We start from the raw sequence: 19,571 nt of genomic DNA, 5'->3' as shown, positions 1-19,571 counted from the left end.
GAAAGGTAGGCGTACTGAAAGAAGGATAAAGGCTAGGCCTTGACGATCTTCCCGGCTTTAATGCAGCGAGTGCAGACCCGAATTCGCTTTGCTCCGCCTTCGACCTTAGCTTTAACGGGGCGCAGGTTCACGTTCCAGCGCCGGCGGCTGATATTGTGTGCGTGAGAGATATTGTTTCCGAACTGCGGACCCTTACCGCAGACCTGGCAAATCTGTGCCATAACTAACTCCATCCAATCGAATTCTTCGGTAGCTCGCGCCGCCAAGTGTCTTTAAATTTCTTGAAGCGGTACTTTGGAGGGCGGATCGCGCCTCGTCTGCATGGGTCGAAACTGCCGTACCCGCAGAACTTTCAGTCTAGCTCAATCAGCGACGATCTCGCAAATAATTCAGCGGGGAGCGTTCTTAAGCATTGACCGCCGCTTCCCGTACCGATAGACTTAAAAAGTTCGGCAGTTGTTCCAGCGCGTTCCATTGTCAGGCTTTCTAAAGCGATGAATGAGGTCGCCGAGAAACTCCTGGTTTGGAAAATGATTGCTGGGACCAGGGAATGAGTGGCGGGACTAGCCCAGCTAGGTCGAGTGAGCCCCAGTCAATGCGCCAATTCTGCCGTCTGCATCGGCTAACCAGATTTCGATTGGATTGGATAGCGTTCTCAGGCAGTTTGGGACGCTGGAGAAAAGTTATGTACGCAGTGATTCGCACCGGTGGAAAGCAGTATCGCGTCGCGCCAGGCGACGTACTGAAGATAGAGAAGACCGAAGCTGGTGATAACAGCACCGTGGAGTTCAGCGAAGTGCTCGCCGTCTCGGGAGAATCCGGTTCGGTCACGCAGCCGGCCGGCGCGAAAGTGCTCGGTACGGTGGTCAGTGAAGGCCGCGGGGCTAAGGTGCTGGTATTTCACTACAAGCGCAAAAAGCAGTACAAGAAGCTGCAGGGCCATCGGCAGTCCTACACCGAAGTTCGTATCAATGAAATCCAGGTTGATGGCGCGTCCTACACTTCGGCGAACTGAGCCACTATTTTGATTGAGAATATTCGACCGGGGGCCTGCTCCCGAGAGCATGAGGATTAAGAGATGGCACACAAAAAGGGGCTTGGAAGTTCAAAGAACGGCCGCGACTCCAATGCGCAGCGGCTTGGAGTCAAGAAGTTCGGTGGTGAGGTCGTCACCGGAGGATCGATCATCGTTCGCCAGCGCGGAACCAAACTGAAGCCTGGATTGAATGTAGGGCGCGGCAGCGATGACACGCTCTTCGCCAAGATCTCCGGACGTGTGAAATTTATCGATCGCGGCAAGACCGGTCGCTACGTGGCTATCGAGCCGGTCGCGGCGGCAAACGCTCCGACCGAAGTAGCTGCTGACTAGTCCATTCCAGGAAGTAGTTTAAAGCCCGAGCGCCTGGCGCCGGGCTTTTTGCTTGTGGGTCAAGCCCCTTCAAGCTCGAGATCCAGATGGCCCATTTACCCTCTAGATGGTGTCGAGGATTAGCACCGAAAACCACGTCTGTAGGTCTTATCCAAGGGAAAGTGGCTGCCGAGTTCGCTTCCTCGCCTTTCAGTCACCATATTTCTGCTTCATCGGGCGGGATTCATGGAGTTCTTCTCCAGGACTTTGTCCACGGCCTTTTCCACGTCATGAAGGAAGAACTCGCTCGAGGAGCCAAGCGCCACATGCGGCGGCGGGTGACCAAGCGCACCCGCAATCTCATTCCACCGCAACAAAGGTGAACCTACGGGGAGTGCGGCGGGTTTGGCTGCGGCCCCCAATTTGAGGAAATATGCAATCCAAACCACCGCGGCCAAAGCGAGGAAGATGTTGCAGGCATAACTCGTAGCCAAGGCAAATGACGAAGGGCCTAAGTTCACAGCGGAATTGACCAGCTCGGAGGCGGCCACCATTCCTAAGCCGAGCGCAACGCCGAAATCCTGGCTGCGGAGTGAAATCTGCAGCGTTTCCATAGAGAGAACGATGAAGGCGAGCAGGCAAAGCTCGAGGACGCTGACACAGCGCATGACACTGCTAGCGGCAGAGAGCAGCAAATCCCTTCCCGAGGCCACTGGGAAGACCGCCAGGACTCCGGCAATCAAAACCGAACTCAGGGTCACCCACCGGAAAGCAATTAATCCCAGCTTTCCAAGACCAGGTAGCGGATCCATGAGGTGGCGAAATACCTCTTGAATCACCAAAAAAGAGACTGCAGCCTGCGCCAGGTACCCTACCCAGTAGATGTAATAGTAGGCGTTGTAGGCGATGTGGTCTTCCAAGAACCGCCCTCGGGCGGAGTACAGTAGGAGGTTCAAGACGGCGTAGATGGACAACCGGAAGCCCAGATAGGCGCCAAACCATGGGAAACGCTTGTAAATCCCTGCCTTCAGGAAGGCGCAGAGCGTCAACGCGAGCAAGATCGGCTCGGCGGTCGCCAACAGACTGACTCCCGGCAGGTAGCTCATACATACCAAACTATTCGAGATTAGAGCATATCGCGAATAGTTGAAGGTACAAAAAAAATCAACGAACCCTATGGCGACACCACAACGCGGCTGCTACCAGGTATCGATATTGCATGCATTGACGTCGTTGGGCGGACAAGCCGGAACCGGCATCCCCTCAGAAGCGGTTTTGAACTGCAACTGCCGGGTCACGCTGTTCACTTGGATGTGACCGGCAGCCAGCATCCCGCCGACGATCAGAGCGGCCGTTAAGCCACGAACCAGAATCCGCACCATGAATTGACTTGCCTTTATGGTCGCACACCGGAATTTTGGAAGGGCTCGTACGGAAGAAGAGACCTTCTAAAAAGAAGTTTAATCCACTTTGAAATTGATTCGCGACCGAGTTTTAAATCCAGCGAGTTCATCAATTACGGAAGTGACAATTCTGTCTAAGACAGCTTCCCGGGGACGACTGACGCCTACCCACTTCTTGGTTCCCGGGATTGTTCTCCGTGGTATACTTTTATTAGCAAAATACGGCGTAAACCCTTTCTCTTTCAGCCATTTAATTACCGCAGCTTTGATCGTTCAAGGAAGTTGCGCGGGGTTTCGCACCGGAGTTTCATGTCCACTAAAGAGCTCGTAGTTTCCGAGAATATTACCTTTCCTGAATCGACAGAGATCTCCTCCCGTTTGAACGGGAAAGAGAAGGCCGCTCCCCGGAGTTATACCGGGGAAGACATCAAGATCCTTGAAGGTCTTGAGGCGGTAAGGTTGCGTCCTGCCATGTACATCGGTTCGACCGGTGAGATGGGTCTGCATCACTTAGTTTACGAGGTGGTGGATAACTCCGTCGATGAGGCTCTGGCGGGCCATGCGAAGCGGATCGAAGTTACGATCCATGTCGACAATTCCATCACGGTGGTGGATGACGGCCGCGGCATTCCGGTGGATGAGAAGGTTTTGCCGAACGGCGAGCGGATGACGGCGGTCGAGGTGGTGCTCACCAAACTCCATGCGGGCGGCAAGTTCGACGCTTCGAACTACAAGGTCTCGGGCGGTCTACACGGCGTTGGTGTTTCTTGCGTGAACGCGCTGAGCGAAGCATTCGATGTCGAGATCTGGCGCGACGACCACACTTACGAGCAAACTTACGCCAAGGGCGTGCCACTAGAGAAACTTCGGCAGACTGGCAGTTCCAAACGCAAGGGCACCAAGGTCCACTTTTTGCCCGACAAGTCGATTTTTACGGTCACCGAATACAACTACGACACCCTTGCCCAGCGACTGCGCGAACTCGCCTTCCTGAACAAGGGCCTCGAAATCTCGCTCACCGACGAACGCACTACCGACCCAAAGACGGGCGAGGCTAAGCGCGCAGAGTTCAGGTATGCCGGCGGCATCGCTGAGTTCATCAAGCTGCTGAATAAGGGCAAGCAGGTGCTCCATGACAAGCCGATCGTCATGGAGGCGACCCGCGACAATGTCGAGATCGACATTGCGATGCAGTACAACGATGCCTATTCGGAGACCGTCTTCACCTTCGCCAACAACATCAACACCGTCGATGGCGGCGCGCATCTGTCGGGGTTCAAGACTGCCCTTACCCGGACGATCAACAGTGCCGGCCAATCGCTCGGCCTGTTTAAGGACTTGAAAGAAAACCTCTCCGGGGACGACGTACGAGAAGGTCTGGTTGCGGTCATCAGCGTCAAGCTTTCGCAGCCCCAGTTCGAGGGCCAGACCAAGGGCAAACTCAACTCCGATATCGCCGGCACCGTTCAGGCGGTGGTCAACGAGAAGCTAGGCGGCTTTCTCGAACAGAACCCGCCCATCGCGAGAAAGATCATCAACAAGGCCATTGAAGCTGCCCGTGCCCGCGAGGCTGCCCGCAAGGCGCGTGATCTCACTCGCCGCAAGGGCGCTCTGGACGGCGGCGGTCTTCCTGGCAAACTTTCCGACTGTAGTGAGCGGAACCCGGAGAAGTGCGAAATCTATCTGGTCGAGGGAGAGTCGGCCGGCGGAACCTCGCGCCAGGGCCGCGATCGGCGCTTCCAGGCGATCCTGCCACTGAAGGGCAAGATCCTCAACGTCGAAAAAGCCCGATACGACAAGATGCTCGGTCACGAAGAAATCCGGGCGATGATTACCGCCCTCGGCGCGGGTATTGGCAAGGAAGACTTCGACCCTTCCAAGCTCCGTTACGGAAAAATCATTCTCATGACGGACGCTGACGTCGATGGATCGCACATCCGGACGCTGCTGCTGACCTTCTTCTTCCGCCATATGACGGAGCTGATCAAACGCGGCCATGTTTACATTGCCCAGCCGCCGCTCTACCGCATCAAGAAGGGCAAGTTCGAGCAGTACATCAAGGACGATCGCGAGTTTGTCCGGGTGATGGTCAAGCGCGCCTCCGACGGGATGGTCGTCTATCACGGGGCAGGCGCAGAGGCCGGACCCACCGAGCACAAGCTGGATGGCTCGGTGCTGACCAAGTTCATCGGGCAGTTGCGGGAGTACCTTGAACTCTTCGACAAAGTAGACAAGCGCCTTCGGAATGAGCACGTTACCAACCTTCTTGCGGAGCTCGAGCTGGTCCGCCGCAGCGACTTCGAAGGTGCGGAGGGTCACGCTCCCGCGAAGCTTGTGGCATTACATCGCAGGCTCGAGACGGAGCGAAAAGCACTTCAGTTCAAGGCCCTGAGCGAACCCGCCTATGACGAGGAGCACCAGACCTGGTCGATTGCCTTTACGGATGACAATGGAGCGGAACGCAAAATCAACTGGACATTGGCCTCATCGCCGGAATACCGGCAGATGATGTCGAAGTTCGCCCAGATTAAAGAGCAGTTGGAACCGCCCTTCCGGATCGAGTACGCCACCAAGCAAGTGGTTCCCGATCCTGAAGAGACGGAGGGCGAGACGATCGGCGAAGTGGAGGCGGGCAAGCCGGCGCCCAAGCGGGCCAGCCGCGCCAGTCATGATCCGGTTGTCAAGCATACCCCTAAGGAACTCTTCGATTATGTGATCGAGCAGGGACGCCGTGACTATCAGGTGCAGCGTTACAAGGGACTCGGCGAGATGACCTCGACCCAGCTGTGGGAGACGACCATGGATCCCGAGCGGCGCACGCTGCTCTCGGTGAAACTCGAAGACATCGCCGAAACCGAGACCATTTTCACCACTCTGATGGGCGAAGATGTCGAAGCCAGGCGGAAGTTCATCGAAGAAAACGCGCTGGATGTGAAGAACCTCGATATCTAAAACGAAGTGGCGTTTCCCTATTCAAGCTACCCTCTGATCCAGAAGGGTAGCTTTCGTTTTGAGCCGGCTACTCTCTTCTGTTGAACGACCGGCCGCTTCTTATCGTGAATTCGGCATCCGATCTCTCGAGCAACTCGGCAGGATAGGATCACCACACGGCGGCAAGCAGGTCCATTCCCTCCCCACGCGCAGCACTCCAGCCGGCATTCACATCTTGGAAATAATTCAATTCCTGAAGTGTCTTTCCTGGAAGGGCGCTTCACTCCCGGCTGTTTCCGAGCTAAATTTCGATCGAAAAGGTATCAAAGTCCATGTCAAAGCCTGGCTCCTCAAGGCAGCAGGTAATTGTCTTTCTAGTGCTGACTTTCGCTTTCAGCTCAGTCTTCTACTGTATGTGTTGGTACACGCAGCAGTTGCGAGGAGCCGAGGGTAAATATGCGATTGGTCTTAAGTGGTGTGTGGCATTCGCAGCAATGCTTACCTTGAAGCTCAATTGCCGCAAGCTGTCGGATCTGGGCTGAAAGTGGCCGCAGGCTCGCTATGCATGGATGAGTTGGTTCGTCCCGTTTGCATATGCTCTCATCGCCTACGCCATCGTGTGGGGCTCCGGACTGGGTGGCTTTCCGAACCACGAATTCATGCAACATCTTGTCCCGGTCATGGCCTTGAGGGCATCGCCCCTCACCTCTACCGTCGTCTATCTGCTGCTCACGGCCACTTACGGCATAATCCCGAGACTGGCCAGCGACCTGGGCGAGGAAATGGGCTGGCGTGGCTTTCTTGTTCCAGAGTTATTCAAGACAATGGGATATACCAAGACCTCACTGCTCAGCGCCGCGGCGTGGGCCGTATGGCATTTTCCCGTGATGCTCTGGAGCAACTACAATTCCGGATCCAGAGAGCCGCTCTGGTTCGGCATGATTTGTTTTACGGTTGCGGTCATCGCCGATTCTTTCATCTTGACCTGGCTACGTATGAAATCGGGAAGTCTCTGGACCGCGGTGATCCTTCACTCGAGTCACAATCTTTACATTCAAAGCATTTGTACCCCGCTCACCCGCGATACGGGGAAGACTCTCTGGTTTATCGATGAGTTCGGCATAGTGGTGCCCATCGTGACGGTGTGTTTTGCAATCTATTTTTGGCGTAGACGTCACGAATTGGATTCTGCTCCGCCGCGCCATAGTGGCGAGCAAGGCTCGCTGAGGGAATTGGCTCTGTCGCGGTAAAACTCGAGCGACGGCCCGAACCCAATGACGCTTGTATAGCGAACCGACGTTCTCCGGGTCCATGCTACCCTCATGATTCAAGAGGGTAGCTGTCCTGAGCCGATCCATTCTGACCATCGTGGTCAACGCCTCCTAACCTGGCGAGGAGCGAACACGGCCACCATTTCCTTACAGCACCATCTCCATCTTCACCACCTTGTTGGGCGAAGATGTCGAAGCCAGGCGGAAGTTCATCGAAGAAAACGCGCTGCATGTGAAGAATTTGGATATCTAGGAAGGGATCTTCTTCGTACCTGGCTGACGGAGCAGGGTTTGCTTTCCTGTGCGAATGCGTCGGGAGACGAACGCCAGTAAGAGCGACAGAGAGTCCCGTCTACGAGCGACGTCTTAACTTTCGCGTGTTAGAAGATATAGCGAAAACTCTCCTCGATGCTCGAAGCTCATTCGTTCGTAGAGGGCGATGGCATTGGCGTTGTTTGCGGAGACGTGCAGGTATGACTGTAATCCGGCTTCGCGATGATCGCGCATGAGCTGCAACATCAACACGGCGGCATAGCCATTGCCGCGAAAGTCCGGATGCGTGCAGAGACCACTAATTTCGCGATATTCGCGAATGGCCATCCGTTCGCCGCACATCGCGACTAATCGTCCTTCTTGGCGGATGCCGTAGTAGCTGCCCATTTCACAGGTGCGCGCTCGGAAGAAGCCTGGAAAAGCGATCGAAGTCAGTTCCACCATCTCGGCAGCGTTGGCGCAGGAAAGCGGTTCGATTCGGATACCATCAATCCGAGCATTGATCGGCAGTGGCCGGTTTTGGGGATATGTCATCTGCTTCACTCCCAGCGGCCCGTCGCATCGCAGGCCCTCGAATGCCAACGAAGCTCCGCTGACGACATACGTGCCCTCGCCTGGATTCAGGAGCGAAAACAGATCCCGCAGCGCCTCCTCCGAGCTATCCTCAATCGCCGCAAAAGGAGCGACATCCGCTGGGTACTTGCAGGCCCGCCCTGCGGCCATCGCGAAGCGTTTGTGGGTAGTTCGGAGAGCTTCCAACGGCGGATCGCCGAATTCGAGAGCAATTGCTTCAGGGGACCGGTTGGGCGTTGCCGGCGGAAGGAAGGTCTCTGGAGAAGGAATCAACTCAGCACCATCTCCATGAAGACATCGGCGCGCCGATAGAGTGAAGGTTTCAACCGCTCCACTGGAACATGGCGAAAGCCCAGCTTCTCGTACAAATGGGTCGCATTGGCTAGTTTGCTATTGGTCTCGAGGTAGAGCCGGGAGGCTCCCATCCCTTTCGCAGTTTCGATCACCGCCTGGAGAATTTTACGTCCAATGCCCTGTCCTTGCAGCTTTTCGGTCACTGCCATCTTCGCAACCTCGTAGACGCCGGGCTCCAGTTCGGGAACAATCGCGCAGCAGCCGACCGCTTCTCCGCCGATCACGGCGAAAAGAATCTGTCCACCTCGGTCGAGGATGTGCTTCATGGGATCGTTGAGAACGGTACGGTCCTTCTCTTCGAGGACGAAGTGACGCACGATCCACTCCTCGTTCAGGCGCAGAAAAGCGGCTTCGTCTCCGGGCCGGAACCGCCGGATTTCGACCACTGGCGGGGCAGGAGCAGTGAGACTCTCTTGAACACAGACAGGCATAGATCTCTCCTTTTTAAAAAGTATGCTGGATCCCCCCATACGTCCAATATCTTATTTGTTGCGATTAGGATGAACAAAGTATGGATAGCGAAATCGAATTACGCCACCTCCGCTACTTCGTGGCAGTGGCGGAAGAACTGCACTTCGGCCGCGCCGCTTCGCGGCTGCACCTTGCCCAGCCTCCACTCTCCCAGCAAATCCGCAAGTTGGAGGAAATTGTGGGCTATCCTTTGTTCCTCAGAACCACCCGCGCAGTTAAGCTGACTGCCGCAGGGGAGATCTTTCTCGAGCGGGCACGGCGTACGTTACGGAGCGTAATCGAAGATCTGGCGGAGGCACGAAGCGTTGGCCGGGGCGAACTTGGCGCCCTGCGTGTGGGCTTCATCAGCTCCGGCATGTTGACTCCGCTACCATCCATGCTGGGAGAATATCGTCGCAAACATCCCAGGGTCGATCTTCAACTCCGCGAGGGTTTTTCGTCGGAGATGACGCAGGCATTGTTGGACAGCCTGATTGATGTCGCCTTCCTCCGTGACGGAGGCGAGGTCGAGGGCCTGGAGGCGGAGACGCTCTCGTCAGAGCCTTTCGTGGCAGTTCTACCGGCGCACCATGCTTTGGCGAAGAGCCGGACGCTCTCTGCAGCGGTTCTCCGAGACGAGCCTTTTGTCTTGTTTTCACCACGGGCCGGCCGTCTCGCCTATGAGAAGACTGCATCTTTGTGTGAAGCCCATGGTTTTCGGCCGCGGGTCGTTCAGGAGGCGCCGCAGTGGTTCACAGTTCTGCGGCTGGTTGGAGCAGGTTTAGGAGTGAGCATCGCGCCCGCATGCATTGAGCGAATCGCGGCGCCGGACTGCGTCTGTATCGAGCTCAGCGGAACAAGCGTTCGCAGCGATGTAGACCTGGTCTGGCGTAAAGATGAAGAGAGGGCGATCGTCAAGGCGTTCTGCGACCTCGGGCGCGAGATGCTCGCTCAACGTCACCGTGGATGAAGCGGCGAATACACTGAATTTTGTGTCTGATTTTCTCGGCTATCGCGGACGCCTCGCGCCCTCCCCTACCGGACTGCTGCACCTCGGCCACGCCGCAACCTTCTGGACTGCTTACCAACGGGCGCTGCGTTCCGGCGGTGCATTAGTTCTGCGCGTGGATGATCTTGATCCACAGCGGTCGAAGCCGGAGTTTGCTGCCGCGGCGGTGGAGGACCTTGACTGGCTCGGTATTCGCTGGCAAGAGGGACCAGACGTTTGTGGGGAGTATGGCCCTTATCTTCAAAGCATGAGGTTGCCGCTCTATATTTCGGCCTTGAAAGAATTGATTGAGGGCGGCTTTGTCTATCCGTGCCGCTGCTCGCGCAAAGATCTTACCCGGATGACGCAGGCGCCGCACGATGAGGAACCGCTCTATCCGGGGACATGCAGAGCGACGGCTGGTCGAATCTTATTCTCTGGCTTTGGCGAGGCGATGCTAACGGGATTGAGCTGGCGCTTCCGGGTCAGGGATGGCGAAGCAATCGAATTTTCCGATGGCCACTTCGGCCGCCAGCGGTTCGTGGCAAGCGAAGATTTTGGTGACTTTCTTATTTGGCGAAAAGACGGAGTTCCTGCTTATCAACTCGCGGTAGCCGTGGATGATGCTGCAATGAAGATCACCGAAGTCGTTCGCGGGGCTGATCTATTAAAGGCGACGGCGCGCCAGATCCTGGTTTGCCGGGCGTTAGGTTTACCCGAACCTGCCTGGTTTCACTGTCCGCTGATCACCGACGAGCATGGCCGAAGGCTGGCCAAACGCCACGATGCCCTCAGCATAAGAGAGCTGAGGGCCTCAGGGATGAAACCGGAAGATGTGTTGGGCAGGGCGGCCGCTAAAGTTGGAGAGCCAAATGCTCACCGAGGGCCGGACTTGTGAAAACGAGGAACGGGCCGGGCAGAGACATCGATCGTAAAAGGCACACTGGAGCCGCAAGTACCGCAGACACCTGTTTTGCCGTCTGCCGCCGGCCGATGACCCTGGACGGAGGTGAGGGAGCCGCTACATGGCGGCGGAGCTGAGCGCTGTTTCTTCATATCTTCTTAGGATACTCTTTTCCGGCAGTTCAACCTACTAGACGGCCCGCCAGTGAAGCTCAGCAGGCACGCTGCCTAAGAGATTTGACACCTCAAATTTTCGAGAGTGAGCAAGGCTCCACTAAGGCTGAGTGGACGGACCCGGAAGATTTACACTGGCTCCAGACCCATCCCATGGCCAACGACTTCGCCCAGACCGTGAAACAGCAGGCAGACATCGTCAAGATCATCGGCGATTATGTGCGGCTGAAGAAGTCTGGAGCTCAGAACTTTCAAGGGCTCTGTCCGTTTCACAGCGAGAAATCTCCTTCGTTCTCGGTCCACGCCACACGGCAGTTCTACCACTGCTTTGGTTGCGGGCAGTCTGGCGATGTGTTCAGCTTCCTGCAAAAGATTGAGAACCTGAGTTTTCCGGAAGCAGTCCGAGCAGTCGCTCAGAAATGCGGCATTCCGCTGCCGAAGCGGGACTTCAACTCACCCGAGGAAGCGCAGGAGAGCCGGCAGCGCGGCAAGCTTCTGGATCTGCATGAGGCTGCGACCGTGTGGTTTCAGGAGCAGCTCCGTTCGCCGGAAGGCGCGGGCGCCCGCGAATACCTCACCGGCCGCGGCGTCACTCCTGAAGCGATCGCCAAGTTCCGCATCGGCTTTGCGCCCGACTCCTATACCGCGCTCCGTGACCGGCTTGCCTCGGGAGTGGACGCAGAGAGCCTGCGCGCCTCCGGTCTCTTTTCCTGGAAGGAGCAGGAAGACGGATCGCCGGGGCCGCTTTATTCGCGTTTTCGGAAGAGAATCACTTTTCCGATCATGAATGAGTCTGGGAGGGTGATCGCTTTTACGGCACGTGCTTTGGATTCGGCGACGGCTGGCAATGAAAAGGCTGGGCCAAAATACCTGAATTCGCCCGAGACGCCGCTTTATTCGAAGGGCCAGGTGCTCTTCAATCTGGATAAGGCACGGGCCGCAATCCGCCAACTGAACTTTGCCTTGCTCGTCGAGGGCCAGATGGATTGTATTTCGGTGTACATGACGGGTGTGCAGAACGTGCTCGCGACCAGCGGCACTGCCTTTACCGAATACCAGGTGAATCTTCTGAAACGACACTGCACTCAGGTGGCGGTGAATTTCGATCCCGATACAGCGGGCGCGAATGCTGCCGAGAAATCCATTGCGCTGCTTACTGAAGAGGGTTTTACCGTCAAGGTCATCACTCTCGAGGACGGGCTCGACCCGGACAGGTACGTCCGTGAGCGCGGAGCGGCCGCCTACCACACCGCGGCCCGGACCGCGCAGGCCTTACCCGATTACCTCATCGAACGAGCGCGGCAGCTCTTTCCCTCACGAAGTCCTGAGGCAAAGGTCAAGGCGCTGAACTATCTGTTGCCGCATATTCGCAGGATGCCCAACCTGCTTGCCCGGGATGAGTTCGCCGCCAACGCGGCCCAAAAGCTCTCCATTGATTCGGCAGTCTTGCGCGAGGAGTTACGACAAGCAGCGGCGAAACGGCGGGATGCAATCTCTTCAAACAGCGTGGGCTTCAATGAATGCGAGCGGGTCTTGATCCGGGCCTTTGCCGCATTGCCGGATGATCCTGCATACATGGCTGCCGCGGCGGCACTTGACCGCGAGCCACACATCTTCGAAGAACTATCAGTCGCTTCACTGCTCGAGGCACTTCGAAACCGCGGGAGCGGCGATCCAGTAGAGGCGCTGACCGAAGGGCGAGATCGCCAGATGGTGGCGCAAGTCCTCTTCGCTGAATCGGAACCGGTCACCCTCGATCAGGTGACGGCTGCGCTGCAGCCGCTGCACCACCACTACCTGAGCCGCCGTCAGCGGGGGCTGCGCGCCTCCTTAGCTGAGGCTGAACGGAAGGGTGACTGGGCCCAGGTCGCGGCTCTCTCCAACGAAAAAATTCAGCTGGACCGCCAGCTGAGGGAAATAGGTCACTGACGATGGGCCTCTTACACTTCCTCGCCTCGGCTTTCATTAACACCTTTGGCATCACTCAGCCTTCCACCCCGAAACAGGAGAGAACCGTATCGCTGCTGCTCGGCGGTCTGATTCTGACTGTGATCGTCGTCGTTCTGTCGATCACCGGTTTCCTGTTGTACCAGCTTCATGCCGGGCGCTAGGCGTTTCTGGGACGCAACCTGTTTGTCGCGCAACCCCGCGAAGCTCTCGGAGTGCCGGTACACTGGTAAGTGAACACTTCATCTTCCGCTCGCCTGCGCCTTGCTGCCATCGACTTCCTCAATCCTGCTCCCTTGATGTGGGACTTTGAACATGAGCCGGAGAAATCCCGTCTGGCCGAACGGTATGACATCCGCTACTCAACCCCCTCGCGCTGCGCGGAGGATCTTTTCACCGGTCAGGCGGACATTGGCCTGGTTCCTGCAGCGGCGTATGCCATCGATCCCACGATGTTGATCATTCCTGGCTGCACGATTGCCGCCAAAGGAAACATTCGCTCCATTCTGCTAGTCACTCGCGAATCTGGCCCCGGAGCCGCCCAGACGGTAGCAATGGATACGTCTTCGCTCACGTCCGCGGCCTACACGGAGATTCTCTTCCGCAAATATTGGAATCCTCAAGCCAGGTTCATTCCCGTTGAACCGCAACTCGACAAGATGCTGCGGATCGCGGATGCCGCCCTGCTGATCGGGGATCCTGCGTTGATCGCGCTTGAAGACAGCCAGGCAAGAGCCGACCGTACCGGCGAAGAGCTGCTCTATATCGACCTTGCTCGTGAATGGCAGCAGAAGACCGGTGTGCCATGGGTTTCCGCCTTCTGGACGATGCGAGCGGATGCCCTCAAAGGGACTTCGTTGTCCCGGGAAGAGCTGGTCGCCGATTTCGTACACTCCCGCAACCATGGCCTCACCCACATCGACGATCTGGTCGAGGAGTGGGCCAGCCGTATCGCTTTGTCGAAGTCAATTATTCGAGCCTACTTAACCGAGAATATTCACTACGTGCTCGACCAGGCCTGCAAGGACGGACTGCGCACGTTTTTCCGTTATGCTCATGAATATTCCGTGCTACCAGAAGAACCTGAATTAAACTTTATGTGACAGAAACATCAGGAACTGAATGTCAAGGCGAGAAACTTTCGAGCCTCCTGCCGGGATTATGCGTCCAACAGTTTAGATGGCAGCCCTTCAAAAAATTGCTTCAGCGACTGCGAGGCATACTGCTAAGCGGACCCGTCGTTCGGTGCTGCCGCACTGGCTGACCCATTTGGGCGGACTGGGACTTTTCGCGGTAGCGATTTTCGACTCATCCCCCATCCCGTTGCCGCTACCCGGCAGCACCGATCTGCTGTTGTTGCTGCTGGTCTCTCACCATGGCAATCCCTTTCTGCTCGCTGCTTGTGCCATCACGGGAAGCGCGATCGGGGGCTACATCACCTGGAGCGCCGGCAAAAAGGGAGGCGAAGCATTGTTGCAGCGATCCGTGCCCAAACGTTTTCGCGCGCGCATCGAGCACTGGACCGATAACCACTCCATGTTGTCAGTGATGGTCCCGGCCTTGCTGCCGCCGCCTATTCCGCTGACTCCTTTTCTGCTGGCTGCAGGGGCGCTTGGGGTCTCGAGGCGGCGGTTTCTTGTCTCCTACAATGCTGCGCGCTTGATCCGCTATAGCTTGGTAAGCTGGGCAGCTGTCACCTACGGGCGAAAGGTCGTCAGCTGGTGGACGAAAAACCTGGCCGAATGGTCCGGGGTCATCGGATGGAGCTTCGCCGGCCTGATGGTCGCGGGCGTCATCTATGGAATCTGGCAGTATCGCAGACAAACCTATGACGCTTCCGGGAAGCGTACTATGCCTCAAGAAGCACAAGCCTAAGTCTGCCTAGAGACCGGGTCGGGCTGAGTAGAAGGTGAGGCGATGTTCCTCACTGATGCCCCGGAACCAGACAAGAGCTCGCCTTCCATCGTCTATGTCTTTTTTTTCCCCTCTTTAAAACTCCCACCGGAGTAGTGAAGCGCCTACCGTAAAGCCGGCACCGACGGAAGCGATGAGGATCAGGTCGCCCTTGTTTAGTCGATCGCTGTTGCGCGCAGTATCCATCGCGAGCGGGATGGTCGCGGCGGTAGTGTTGCCGTATCGATCGATGTTGATGACCACCTGATCGTCGCTGAGACCCAATCGTTCGGCGCATGCCTGAATGATTCGTTTATTGGCCTGGTGAGGAATAAAGCGCTTGAGATCGGAGATTTGGATGTTGTTTCGCTTGAGCAGACTCTCGCATGTCTCCATCATTTTGCGGACGGCATACTTATACACTGCTTGTCCGTCCTGGTGGACGTAGTGCATTCTCTGCGCGATGGTCTCCAGCGATGGCGGGTTCAGACTGCCACCGCCCGGCATATAAAGCGAGTGGCCGCCGGAGCCGTCGATCTCATGTAAGTAATCGATCATGCCGGTTTCGCCCTCTTCAGCCGGCTCGATGAGAACCGCTCCAGCACCGTCCCCGAAGAGGATGCAGGTCGTGCGATCGCTATAATCCAGGATCGACGACATCTTGTCCGCTCCAATGACCAGCACCTTTGAGTGAGCACCGGATTCGACGAACTTTGCACCTACCTGGAGCGCGTAGACAAAGCCCGAGCAGGCCGCCGAGAGGTCGAAGCCCCAGGCCCCGTGAGCACCGAGCTTGTCTTGAACCAAGCAGGCGGTCGCGGGAAAAAGCATGTCGGGGGTGACGGTCGCGACGATGATGAGTTCAACCTCCGAAGCGGCGATGCCCCGCGAAGACAGGCATCGAGTAGCCGCTTCAACTGCCAGGTCACTGGTGACAACATCTTTTTCGGCGATGTGGCGTTCACGGATGCCGACTCGATCCACGATCCACTGGTCGGAGGTATCGATGATCTTTTCGAGGTCAAAATTGGTTAGAACTTTGGGGGGGACATAGGTGCCAAGGGCACTGATTTTCGCGCGTCGGGACACGCGGCCGGTTTGGCTCAATTGAGATTCTCCACTTGCTGAAAACATTCCCTCCATTGTCTCTGACAGCAGGTAGGGGTGTCCATGCGCGAAGCCGCTGAAAGCCGTCACTCTTCCGGCCAAGGCAATGGCGTGGCTTAAGGCTGCATGGCTTTCTTCATCTGGGCGACAAGCTTCTCGGCTATTTGTTCCTCACCGCCATGTTTCATGGCCAAGAATTTGACGTCGCGATCCCCGGCGGTCCCTGACCAAAGGACAACCTTCTCAGAAGGATCGACCAGTTCCACTGTTCCTTTGCTGGTGTTCTGAGCTCCGAGAGAAACGCCGCGGAGAATGGCGTCGGCTTGCGAGCGGTCGAGCACTACGGTCATGTTGCCGTGAAACTTCCTCGATATCTCGGAAGTGAGATAGTGATCAAGATTGTCATCCATCTTTTCGACGTAGATCTTGCGAACGTTGAGCAGCGACGGCTTGGATTGGGCAATGCCTTGAGACGCGACGAGGATGAGCACCAGCGCAAGAAGACGTTTCATACCGCTCTAGTCTAGAGCATTTGGCTGGTCGCTTGCTCAGAAAGTATCTCCTTGGCCCTAGGAGAAGCTCCGCATTGTCACTTATGCTTTTTGGCTTACCTTCAATTCGCTGATCGCGCGATGAGCCTGATCGATGGCGCAATCGGTATAGGCATACGCGTCCGCATCAGCATTGGCGATCGTGATTCGCCCGAACGGCTTCCGAGCTTCTACGCAAGATTGCAAGCCACCCTCTAACCAGAACGGATCCCACAGGGAGTTGTATTGATAGGCATACCCATGGGGCCATCGGTTTACGGTGATCGCGGCGATGTCCTTCGCCGGGTCGAACCCTCCGCTGCCCAGACTGCGCGCCAGTTGCTCGCGTATGTTCCGCTCGAAGGTGGCGAACGGGGTGCCATACAGCTGGGCACGTCCGGCGCGATGCTGCGCCCGGGCAGGAAGCCCTGGGCTGCCGGGAAAATGATGCATCGTGAGCACGATCGGCTCCTCTGGCCGAGTCGTCGCATGATACTCACCGATGCTGACTCTTTGGTCGAGACTTACATTTGTGAAGTAGCTTCCTGGCGCGTATGTAGAACCGGCCTTCAACTTTACAAATGCTTCCCAGTTCCGCAAAGCGACATTGGTATAGACGATTGGAACTTTCTCCGAGGAACGGAGCGCCTCCACTTGCGTATCCGGCAACTCCGTTGTCAGGTAGGGAATCATGGTGTGCCAGCAAGCCAGGACGCAATGGCCGGCGCGTACCCGCCTGAGCTTACCCTGCTGCGAGTAAGAGACTTCGACTTCGCTGGCGGTGGCAGGATCGCCCACATGCTTGACCTTGACGACCGTGCTGCTGAGGCGAATCCGAACCGCATTGCCCGCTCGATCAAGCCGGTCATATTTCACCTGGCTGGTGACAATGTCCTGTGCATTGCTGCCAGGCACTGCCTCGGGGATAAGGCTGCGCACCAGGAGCCTGGCGATCGATGCGTTGCCATCCGGGAAGTGAAAGAAGTATTTCTCCGCCTCTTCGTTTGGAATGGCATCTCGCCCCATTCCCGGGCCCGCCCCGGCAGCTAAATTCAAGCCGTTGAATCCTGCGAAGCCGAGACCCCAGGCATCCTGAGCGGAGACCGCATCGATGCCCAATCCATAGAGTGGCTGCGGAAGCGCCTGCTGCACCGCAATCACCTGCGGATCCGCACGGCAGAAATCGCTTAGATAATTGGCATAACTCATCCGCGCCAGTTTTGCCTTCTTCTCGCTGGAAGTCATTCCAGGCATGAAGTCGACCTGAGAGGTGTGCAGACGACGGTAGTCTGCCTTGGCTTTGTCCGTCATCGGGGCGTCCGCTGCAAAACGCCGCCAAGCATCGGATTGCGCCTCCGCTGCGGCCTTTCCGCCCCAAACCGGGGCTGGGTCGACGACCAGCCGGTCACTGCCGAAGGTCTCCTTGTCGAAAAAGATTTTTGGCTCGAGGCCGAGCGAGGGAAATAGCTTTCCGTCGGAGACCTGGCTGAAGCTTTCGACGTCTATTCCAAGGTCTTGCACGACTTGTTTTGCGACCGGACTATAAGGCTTGGGGCTCTCGATTGCATAGGTTCCGCCGAACCCCAGCATCCTGGTTCCGTCTACTTTGAACTCATTGCGCTTGGCATGGCCTCCAAAGTCGTCGTGAGGATCGAGAATCAGCACACGGGCGCGAGGGCCGGCGCTCTGAAGAAAGAACCTTGCGGCGGATAGCCCGCTGATGCCGCAACCCACCACGACGAGATCATAGCTCTCCCCGGTGGCTTCGGCGGCGCCGGCATGCTCCCAGAAACTGCCATCCCGGACGCTATGCGCGACCGTGTAGGAACCCTCGTGACTACCACGCAGGCCCTCGATCGCGGGCGGATTGTAGCCGGGCGTATTTTGTGGCTCGCGACTGTCCTGCGCATGGAGCGTGTGGCCCACTGCTGTGCTGGCGATCGTCATTGCCATGCCGTTCATGAAATCCCGGCGGGTAATTCTTCGGCCCATTCCGAGTTCCTTGTCGCTGTAGCTCATTGTTTCCCTTCCCTTGCGAATTGTTCAGCCAAGCAATGCCTTTGCGGCAGCTACGCCCGTCCCTACTGCTCCATCCATGAAGCCCTGTGAGTCTTCTGAGAGGTGCTCGCCGGCGAACAAAACCTTGCCATGCGGCCGCTGTAATAAGGGTCGCAGCGTCAACCACTGGCCGGGATGATACACCGCATAGGCCCCATGCACCCATGGGTCGTTCTGCCACGCCTTCGAGTGAGTAGTCACGACCGCGTTTGCCGCGTCCGGGGATATCGCGAGCAGATCGCGAACCATCTGTTCCCTGCGTCCCGCTTCGTCTTCCGCGGCAAGCACGTCCGCTTTATCGCCGATTGCATAAGAACAGAGAATGCCCATCGGACCCGCCTGGCCCTGGGTCGTGTGGAAGTATTCGTGAGATGTCTCGTCGCTCATCAATGCAAAATTCTCCGCCGGCCAGAAGCGTTTGCTGCAGAGTACCTGGGTCTTCATGATGCGGCCATACTCCAACTGCTCGGCGGCCTCCAGCTTTGCCGGCGGGAGTGGCGGGTCAAAGTGGATCGAGGGAATCACGGAGGAGGGGGCCGCGAAGATACAAGCATCCGCCGTGAATTTCCCCTGAGCCGTTGCCATGGTCACCATCCCGGACCTTTCGAAGATGCCGGTCACCGGGGAGTTCAGGCGCACGGTTCCGGCGGGCAGCCGCGCGATCACCGCATCGACCAGCCTGCTGTTGCCGCCTTTGACGTGATAATCCATCTCATCGGTATCGTCGGGATTCATATAGTCGCTCCCCGCATAAGACTCTGCTTCGACCAATGCGGAGGCATCGCGCATCGACTCGCCGATGTCGGTACTGTCGATGATTTCCCTGATGCGAAGGTCGTCTTCGGTAAAGCCGATCTTTCGCAACCATGCATACCAGTCGTAATTATCAAGGCGCCTGAATTCCTGCGGTCCGTAATGCTTGTAGGCAGCCGCAAATTTCTTCCATCCCGTCCTGGCCGGCTCCGAAAACTGCCATCCCGGGCTCTTCAATTGGCCGGACAGTAGCAGCCACAAGCGAAACGCATGCGGCTCCAGCGTCACATTCATTTCCGTACATAGATCGAGAATGTGGTGCTGGTCTTTGCCGATCCACTCTCCTCCCATCTCGCAGACCAGCTCCGGCGCTTGCTTAAAGCGATATGAGGAGACGCGGCCGCCGGGACGATCGCGGGCTTCGAGGACGGTGACCTTCCAGCCGCGCTTGGCGAGATGATGTGCCGCGGCCAGTCCAGAGAGGCCCGCACCGACGACCACGCATGACGAAGGTGGCCTTGCCGCATGAAGGTAACGAGCGAAAGGCCATCCGCAGCCGGCGAGCATGGCTGCTCTGAGAAATTCGCGACGGTTCAGCGTTTGCACAGTCATTCT

At 57.1% G+C, this 19,571-nt stretch carries 19 protein-coding genes; 10 read left to right on the top strand and 9 right to left on the bottom strand.

Annotated features, from left to right (window positions below; translation table 11 throughout):
- Nucleotides 1-32: 32 nt before the first annotated feature.
- Nucleotides 33-221 carry a 50S ribosomal protein L28 gene (gene rpmB / locus ACPOL_RS17315; RefSeq protein ID WP_114208165.1) on the bottom strand — a complete coding sequence of 63 codons (189 nt, stop codon included), beginning with the start codon at nt 219-221 and terminating at the stop codon, nt 33-35.
- 464 nt (nt 222-685) lie between these two features.
- On the opposite strand from rpmB, the gene rplU reads away from it, so the two are divergent.
- Both rplU and rpmA read left to right on the top strand, forming a co-directional pair.
- Entirely contained in the window at nt 686-1,015 is a 330-nt protein-coding gene (rplU, locus tag ACPOL_RS17310) for a 50S ribosomal protein L21 (protein ID WP_114208164.1), read from the top strand.
- A gap of 63 nt (nt 1,016-1,078) precedes the next feature.
- Nucleotides 1,079-1,369 (top strand): 50S ribosomal protein L27, encoded by a 291-nt coding sequence (gene rpmA, locus ACPOL_RS17305; RefSeq protein ID WP_114208163.1) that lies wholly within the window; start codon nt 1,079-1,081, stop codon nt 1,367-1,369.
- Nucleotides 1,370-1,578: 209 nt separating this feature from the next.
- Here rpmA and ACPOL_RS17300 read toward each other — a convergent pair whose 3' ends face one another.
- The gene (locus ACPOL_RS17300) at nt 1,579-2,454 is read right to left on the bottom strand and encodes a hypothetical protein (RefSeq protein WP_114208162.1); all 876 of its coding nucleotides are present in this window, start codon (nt 2,452-2,454) and stop codon (nt 1,579-1,581) included.
- A 93-nt stretch (nt 2,455-2,547) separates the two neighbouring features.
- Nucleotides 2,548-2,730: a hypothetical protein gene (locus ACPOL_RS17295; protein WP_114208161.1), complete on the bottom strand. Its 183-nt coding sequence runs from the start codon at nt 2,728-2,730 to the stop codon at nt 2,548-2,550.
- 330 nt (nt 2,731-3,060) lie between these two features.
- Here ACPOL_RS17295 and gyrB point away from each other — a divergent pair, with 330 nt between their 5' ends.
- Complete coding sequence (gene gyrB, locus ACPOL_RS17290; protein WP_114208160.1) at nt 3,061-5,703, top strand: DNA topoisomerase (ATP-hydrolyzing) subunit B; 2,643 nt, start codon at nt 3,061-3,063, stop codon at nt 5,701-5,703.
- Nucleotides 5,704-6,251: 548 nt separating this feature from the next.
- On the top strand, nt 6,252-6,932 hold the full coding sequence (locus ACPOL_RS17280) for a CPBP family intramembrane glutamic endopeptidase (RefSeq protein WP_114208158.1): 681 nt from the start codon (nt 6,252-6,254) through the stop codon (nt 6,930-6,932).
- Nucleotides 6,933-7,319: 387 nt separating this feature from the next.
- Here ACPOL_RS17280 and ACPOL_RS17270 read toward each other — a convergent pair whose 3' ends face one another.
- On the bottom strand, nt 7,320-8,072 hold the full coding sequence (locus ACPOL_RS17270) for a GNAT family N-acetyltransferase (RefSeq protein ID WP_114208156.1): 753 nt from the start codon (nt 8,070-8,072) through the stop codon (nt 7,320-7,322).
- Nucleotides 8,069-8,584, bottom strand: a complete 516-nt coding sequence (locus ACPOL_RS17265; RefSeq protein ID WP_114208155.1) for a GNAT family N-acetyltransferase — start codon at nt 8,582-8,584, stop codon at nt 8,069-8,071. The genes ACPOL_RS17270 and ACPOL_RS17265 overlap by 4 nt, the downstream gene beginning before the upstream one ends.
- A gap of 80 nt (nt 8,585-8,664) precedes the next feature.
- Here ACPOL_RS17265 and ACPOL_RS17260 point away from each other — a divergent pair, with 80 nt between their 5' ends.
- The 6 genes from ACPOL_RS17260 to ACPOL_RS17235 all read left to right on the top strand — a co-directional run bounded on the left by ACPOL_RS17260 (nt 8,665) and on the right by ACPOL_RS17235 (nt 14,490).
- Entirely contained in the window at nt 8,665-9,573 is a 909-nt protein-coding gene (locus ACPOL_RS17260) for a LysR substrate-binding domain-containing protein (protein WP_114208154.1), read from the top strand.
- A 22-nt stretch (nt 9,574-9,595) separates the two neighbouring features.
- Nucleotides 9,596-10,489 (top strand): tRNA glutamyl-Q(34) synthetase GluQRS, encoded by an 894-nt coding sequence (gene gluQRS / locus ACPOL_RS17255; protein WP_236656844.1) that lies wholly within the window; start codon nt 9,596-9,598, stop codon nt 10,487-10,489.
- Nucleotides 10,490-10,731: 242 nt separating this feature from the next.
- Nucleotides 10,732-12,597: a DNA primase gene (gene dnaG / locus ACPOL_RS17250; RefSeq protein ID WP_338026670.1), complete on the top strand. Its 1,866-nt coding sequence runs from the start codon at nt 10,732-10,734 to the stop codon at nt 12,595-12,597.
- A gap of 2 nt (nt 12,598-12,599) precedes the next feature.
- Nucleotides 12,600-12,779 (top strand): hypothetical protein, encoded by a 180-nt coding sequence (locus tag ACPOL_RS17245; protein ID WP_114208151.1) that lies wholly within the window; start codon nt 12,600-12,602, stop codon nt 12,777-12,779.
- A 69-nt stretch (nt 12,780-12,848) separates the two neighbouring features.
- Nucleotides 12,849-13,718 carry a menaquinone biosynthetic enzyme MqnA/MqnD family protein gene (locus ACPOL_RS17240; RefSeq protein ID WP_236656843.1) on the top strand — a complete coding sequence of 290 codons (870 nt, stop codon included), beginning with the start codon at nt 12,849-12,851 and terminating at the stop codon, nt 13,716-13,718.
- A 76-nt stretch (nt 13,719-13,794) separates the two neighbouring features.
- On the top strand, nt 13,795-14,490 hold the full coding sequence (locus tag ACPOL_RS17235) for a DedA family protein (RefSeq protein ID WP_114208150.1): 696 nt from the start codon (nt 13,795-13,797) through the stop codon (nt 14,488-14,490).
- A 114-nt stretch (nt 14,491-14,604) separates the two neighbouring features.
- Here ACPOL_RS17235 and ACPOL_RS17230 read toward each other — a convergent pair whose 3' ends face one another.
- The 4 genes from ACPOL_RS17230 to ACPOL_RS17215 all read right to left on the bottom strand — a co-directional run bounded on the left by ACPOL_RS17230 (nt 14,605) and on the right by ACPOL_RS17215 (nt 19,568).
- Nucleotides 14,605-15,642, bottom strand: coding sequence for a beta-ketoacyl-ACP synthase III (locus ACPOL_RS17230; RefSeq protein WP_114210876.1), 1,038 nt, complete (start codon nt 15,640-15,642; stop codon nt 14,605-14,607).
- Nucleotides 15,643-15,731: 89 nt separating this feature from the next.
- Entirely contained in the window at nt 15,732-16,127 is a 396-nt protein-coding gene (locus ACPOL_RS17225) for a hypothetical protein (protein WP_114208149.1), read from the bottom strand.
- Between the two features lie 81 nt (nt 16,128-16,208).
- The gene (locus ACPOL_RS17220; RefSeq protein WP_114208148.1) at nt 16,209-18,164 is read right to left on the bottom strand and encodes an NAD(P)-binding protein; all 1,956 of its coding nucleotides are present in this window, start codon (nt 18,162-18,164) and stop codon (nt 16,209-16,211) included.
- Between the two features lie 24 nt (nt 18,165-18,188).
- Nucleotides 18,189-19,568: a flavin monoamine oxidase family protein gene (locus ACPOL_RS17215; RefSeq protein ID WP_114208147.1), complete on the bottom strand. Its 1,380-nt coding sequence runs from the start codon at nt 19,566-19,568 to the stop codon at nt 18,189-18,191.
- Nucleotides 19,569-19,571: the final 3 nt, after the last annotated feature.

The sequence above is a fragment of the Acidisarcina polymorpha genome (assembly GCF_003330725.1).
Taxonomy (GTDB): Bacteria; Acidobacteriota; Terriglobia; order Terriglobales; family Acidobacteriaceae; genus Acidisarcina; species Acidisarcina polymorpha.
The sequence above is the reverse complement of the archived record's forward strand: the minus strand, read 5'-3'. Positions and strand labels throughout refer to the sequence as shown.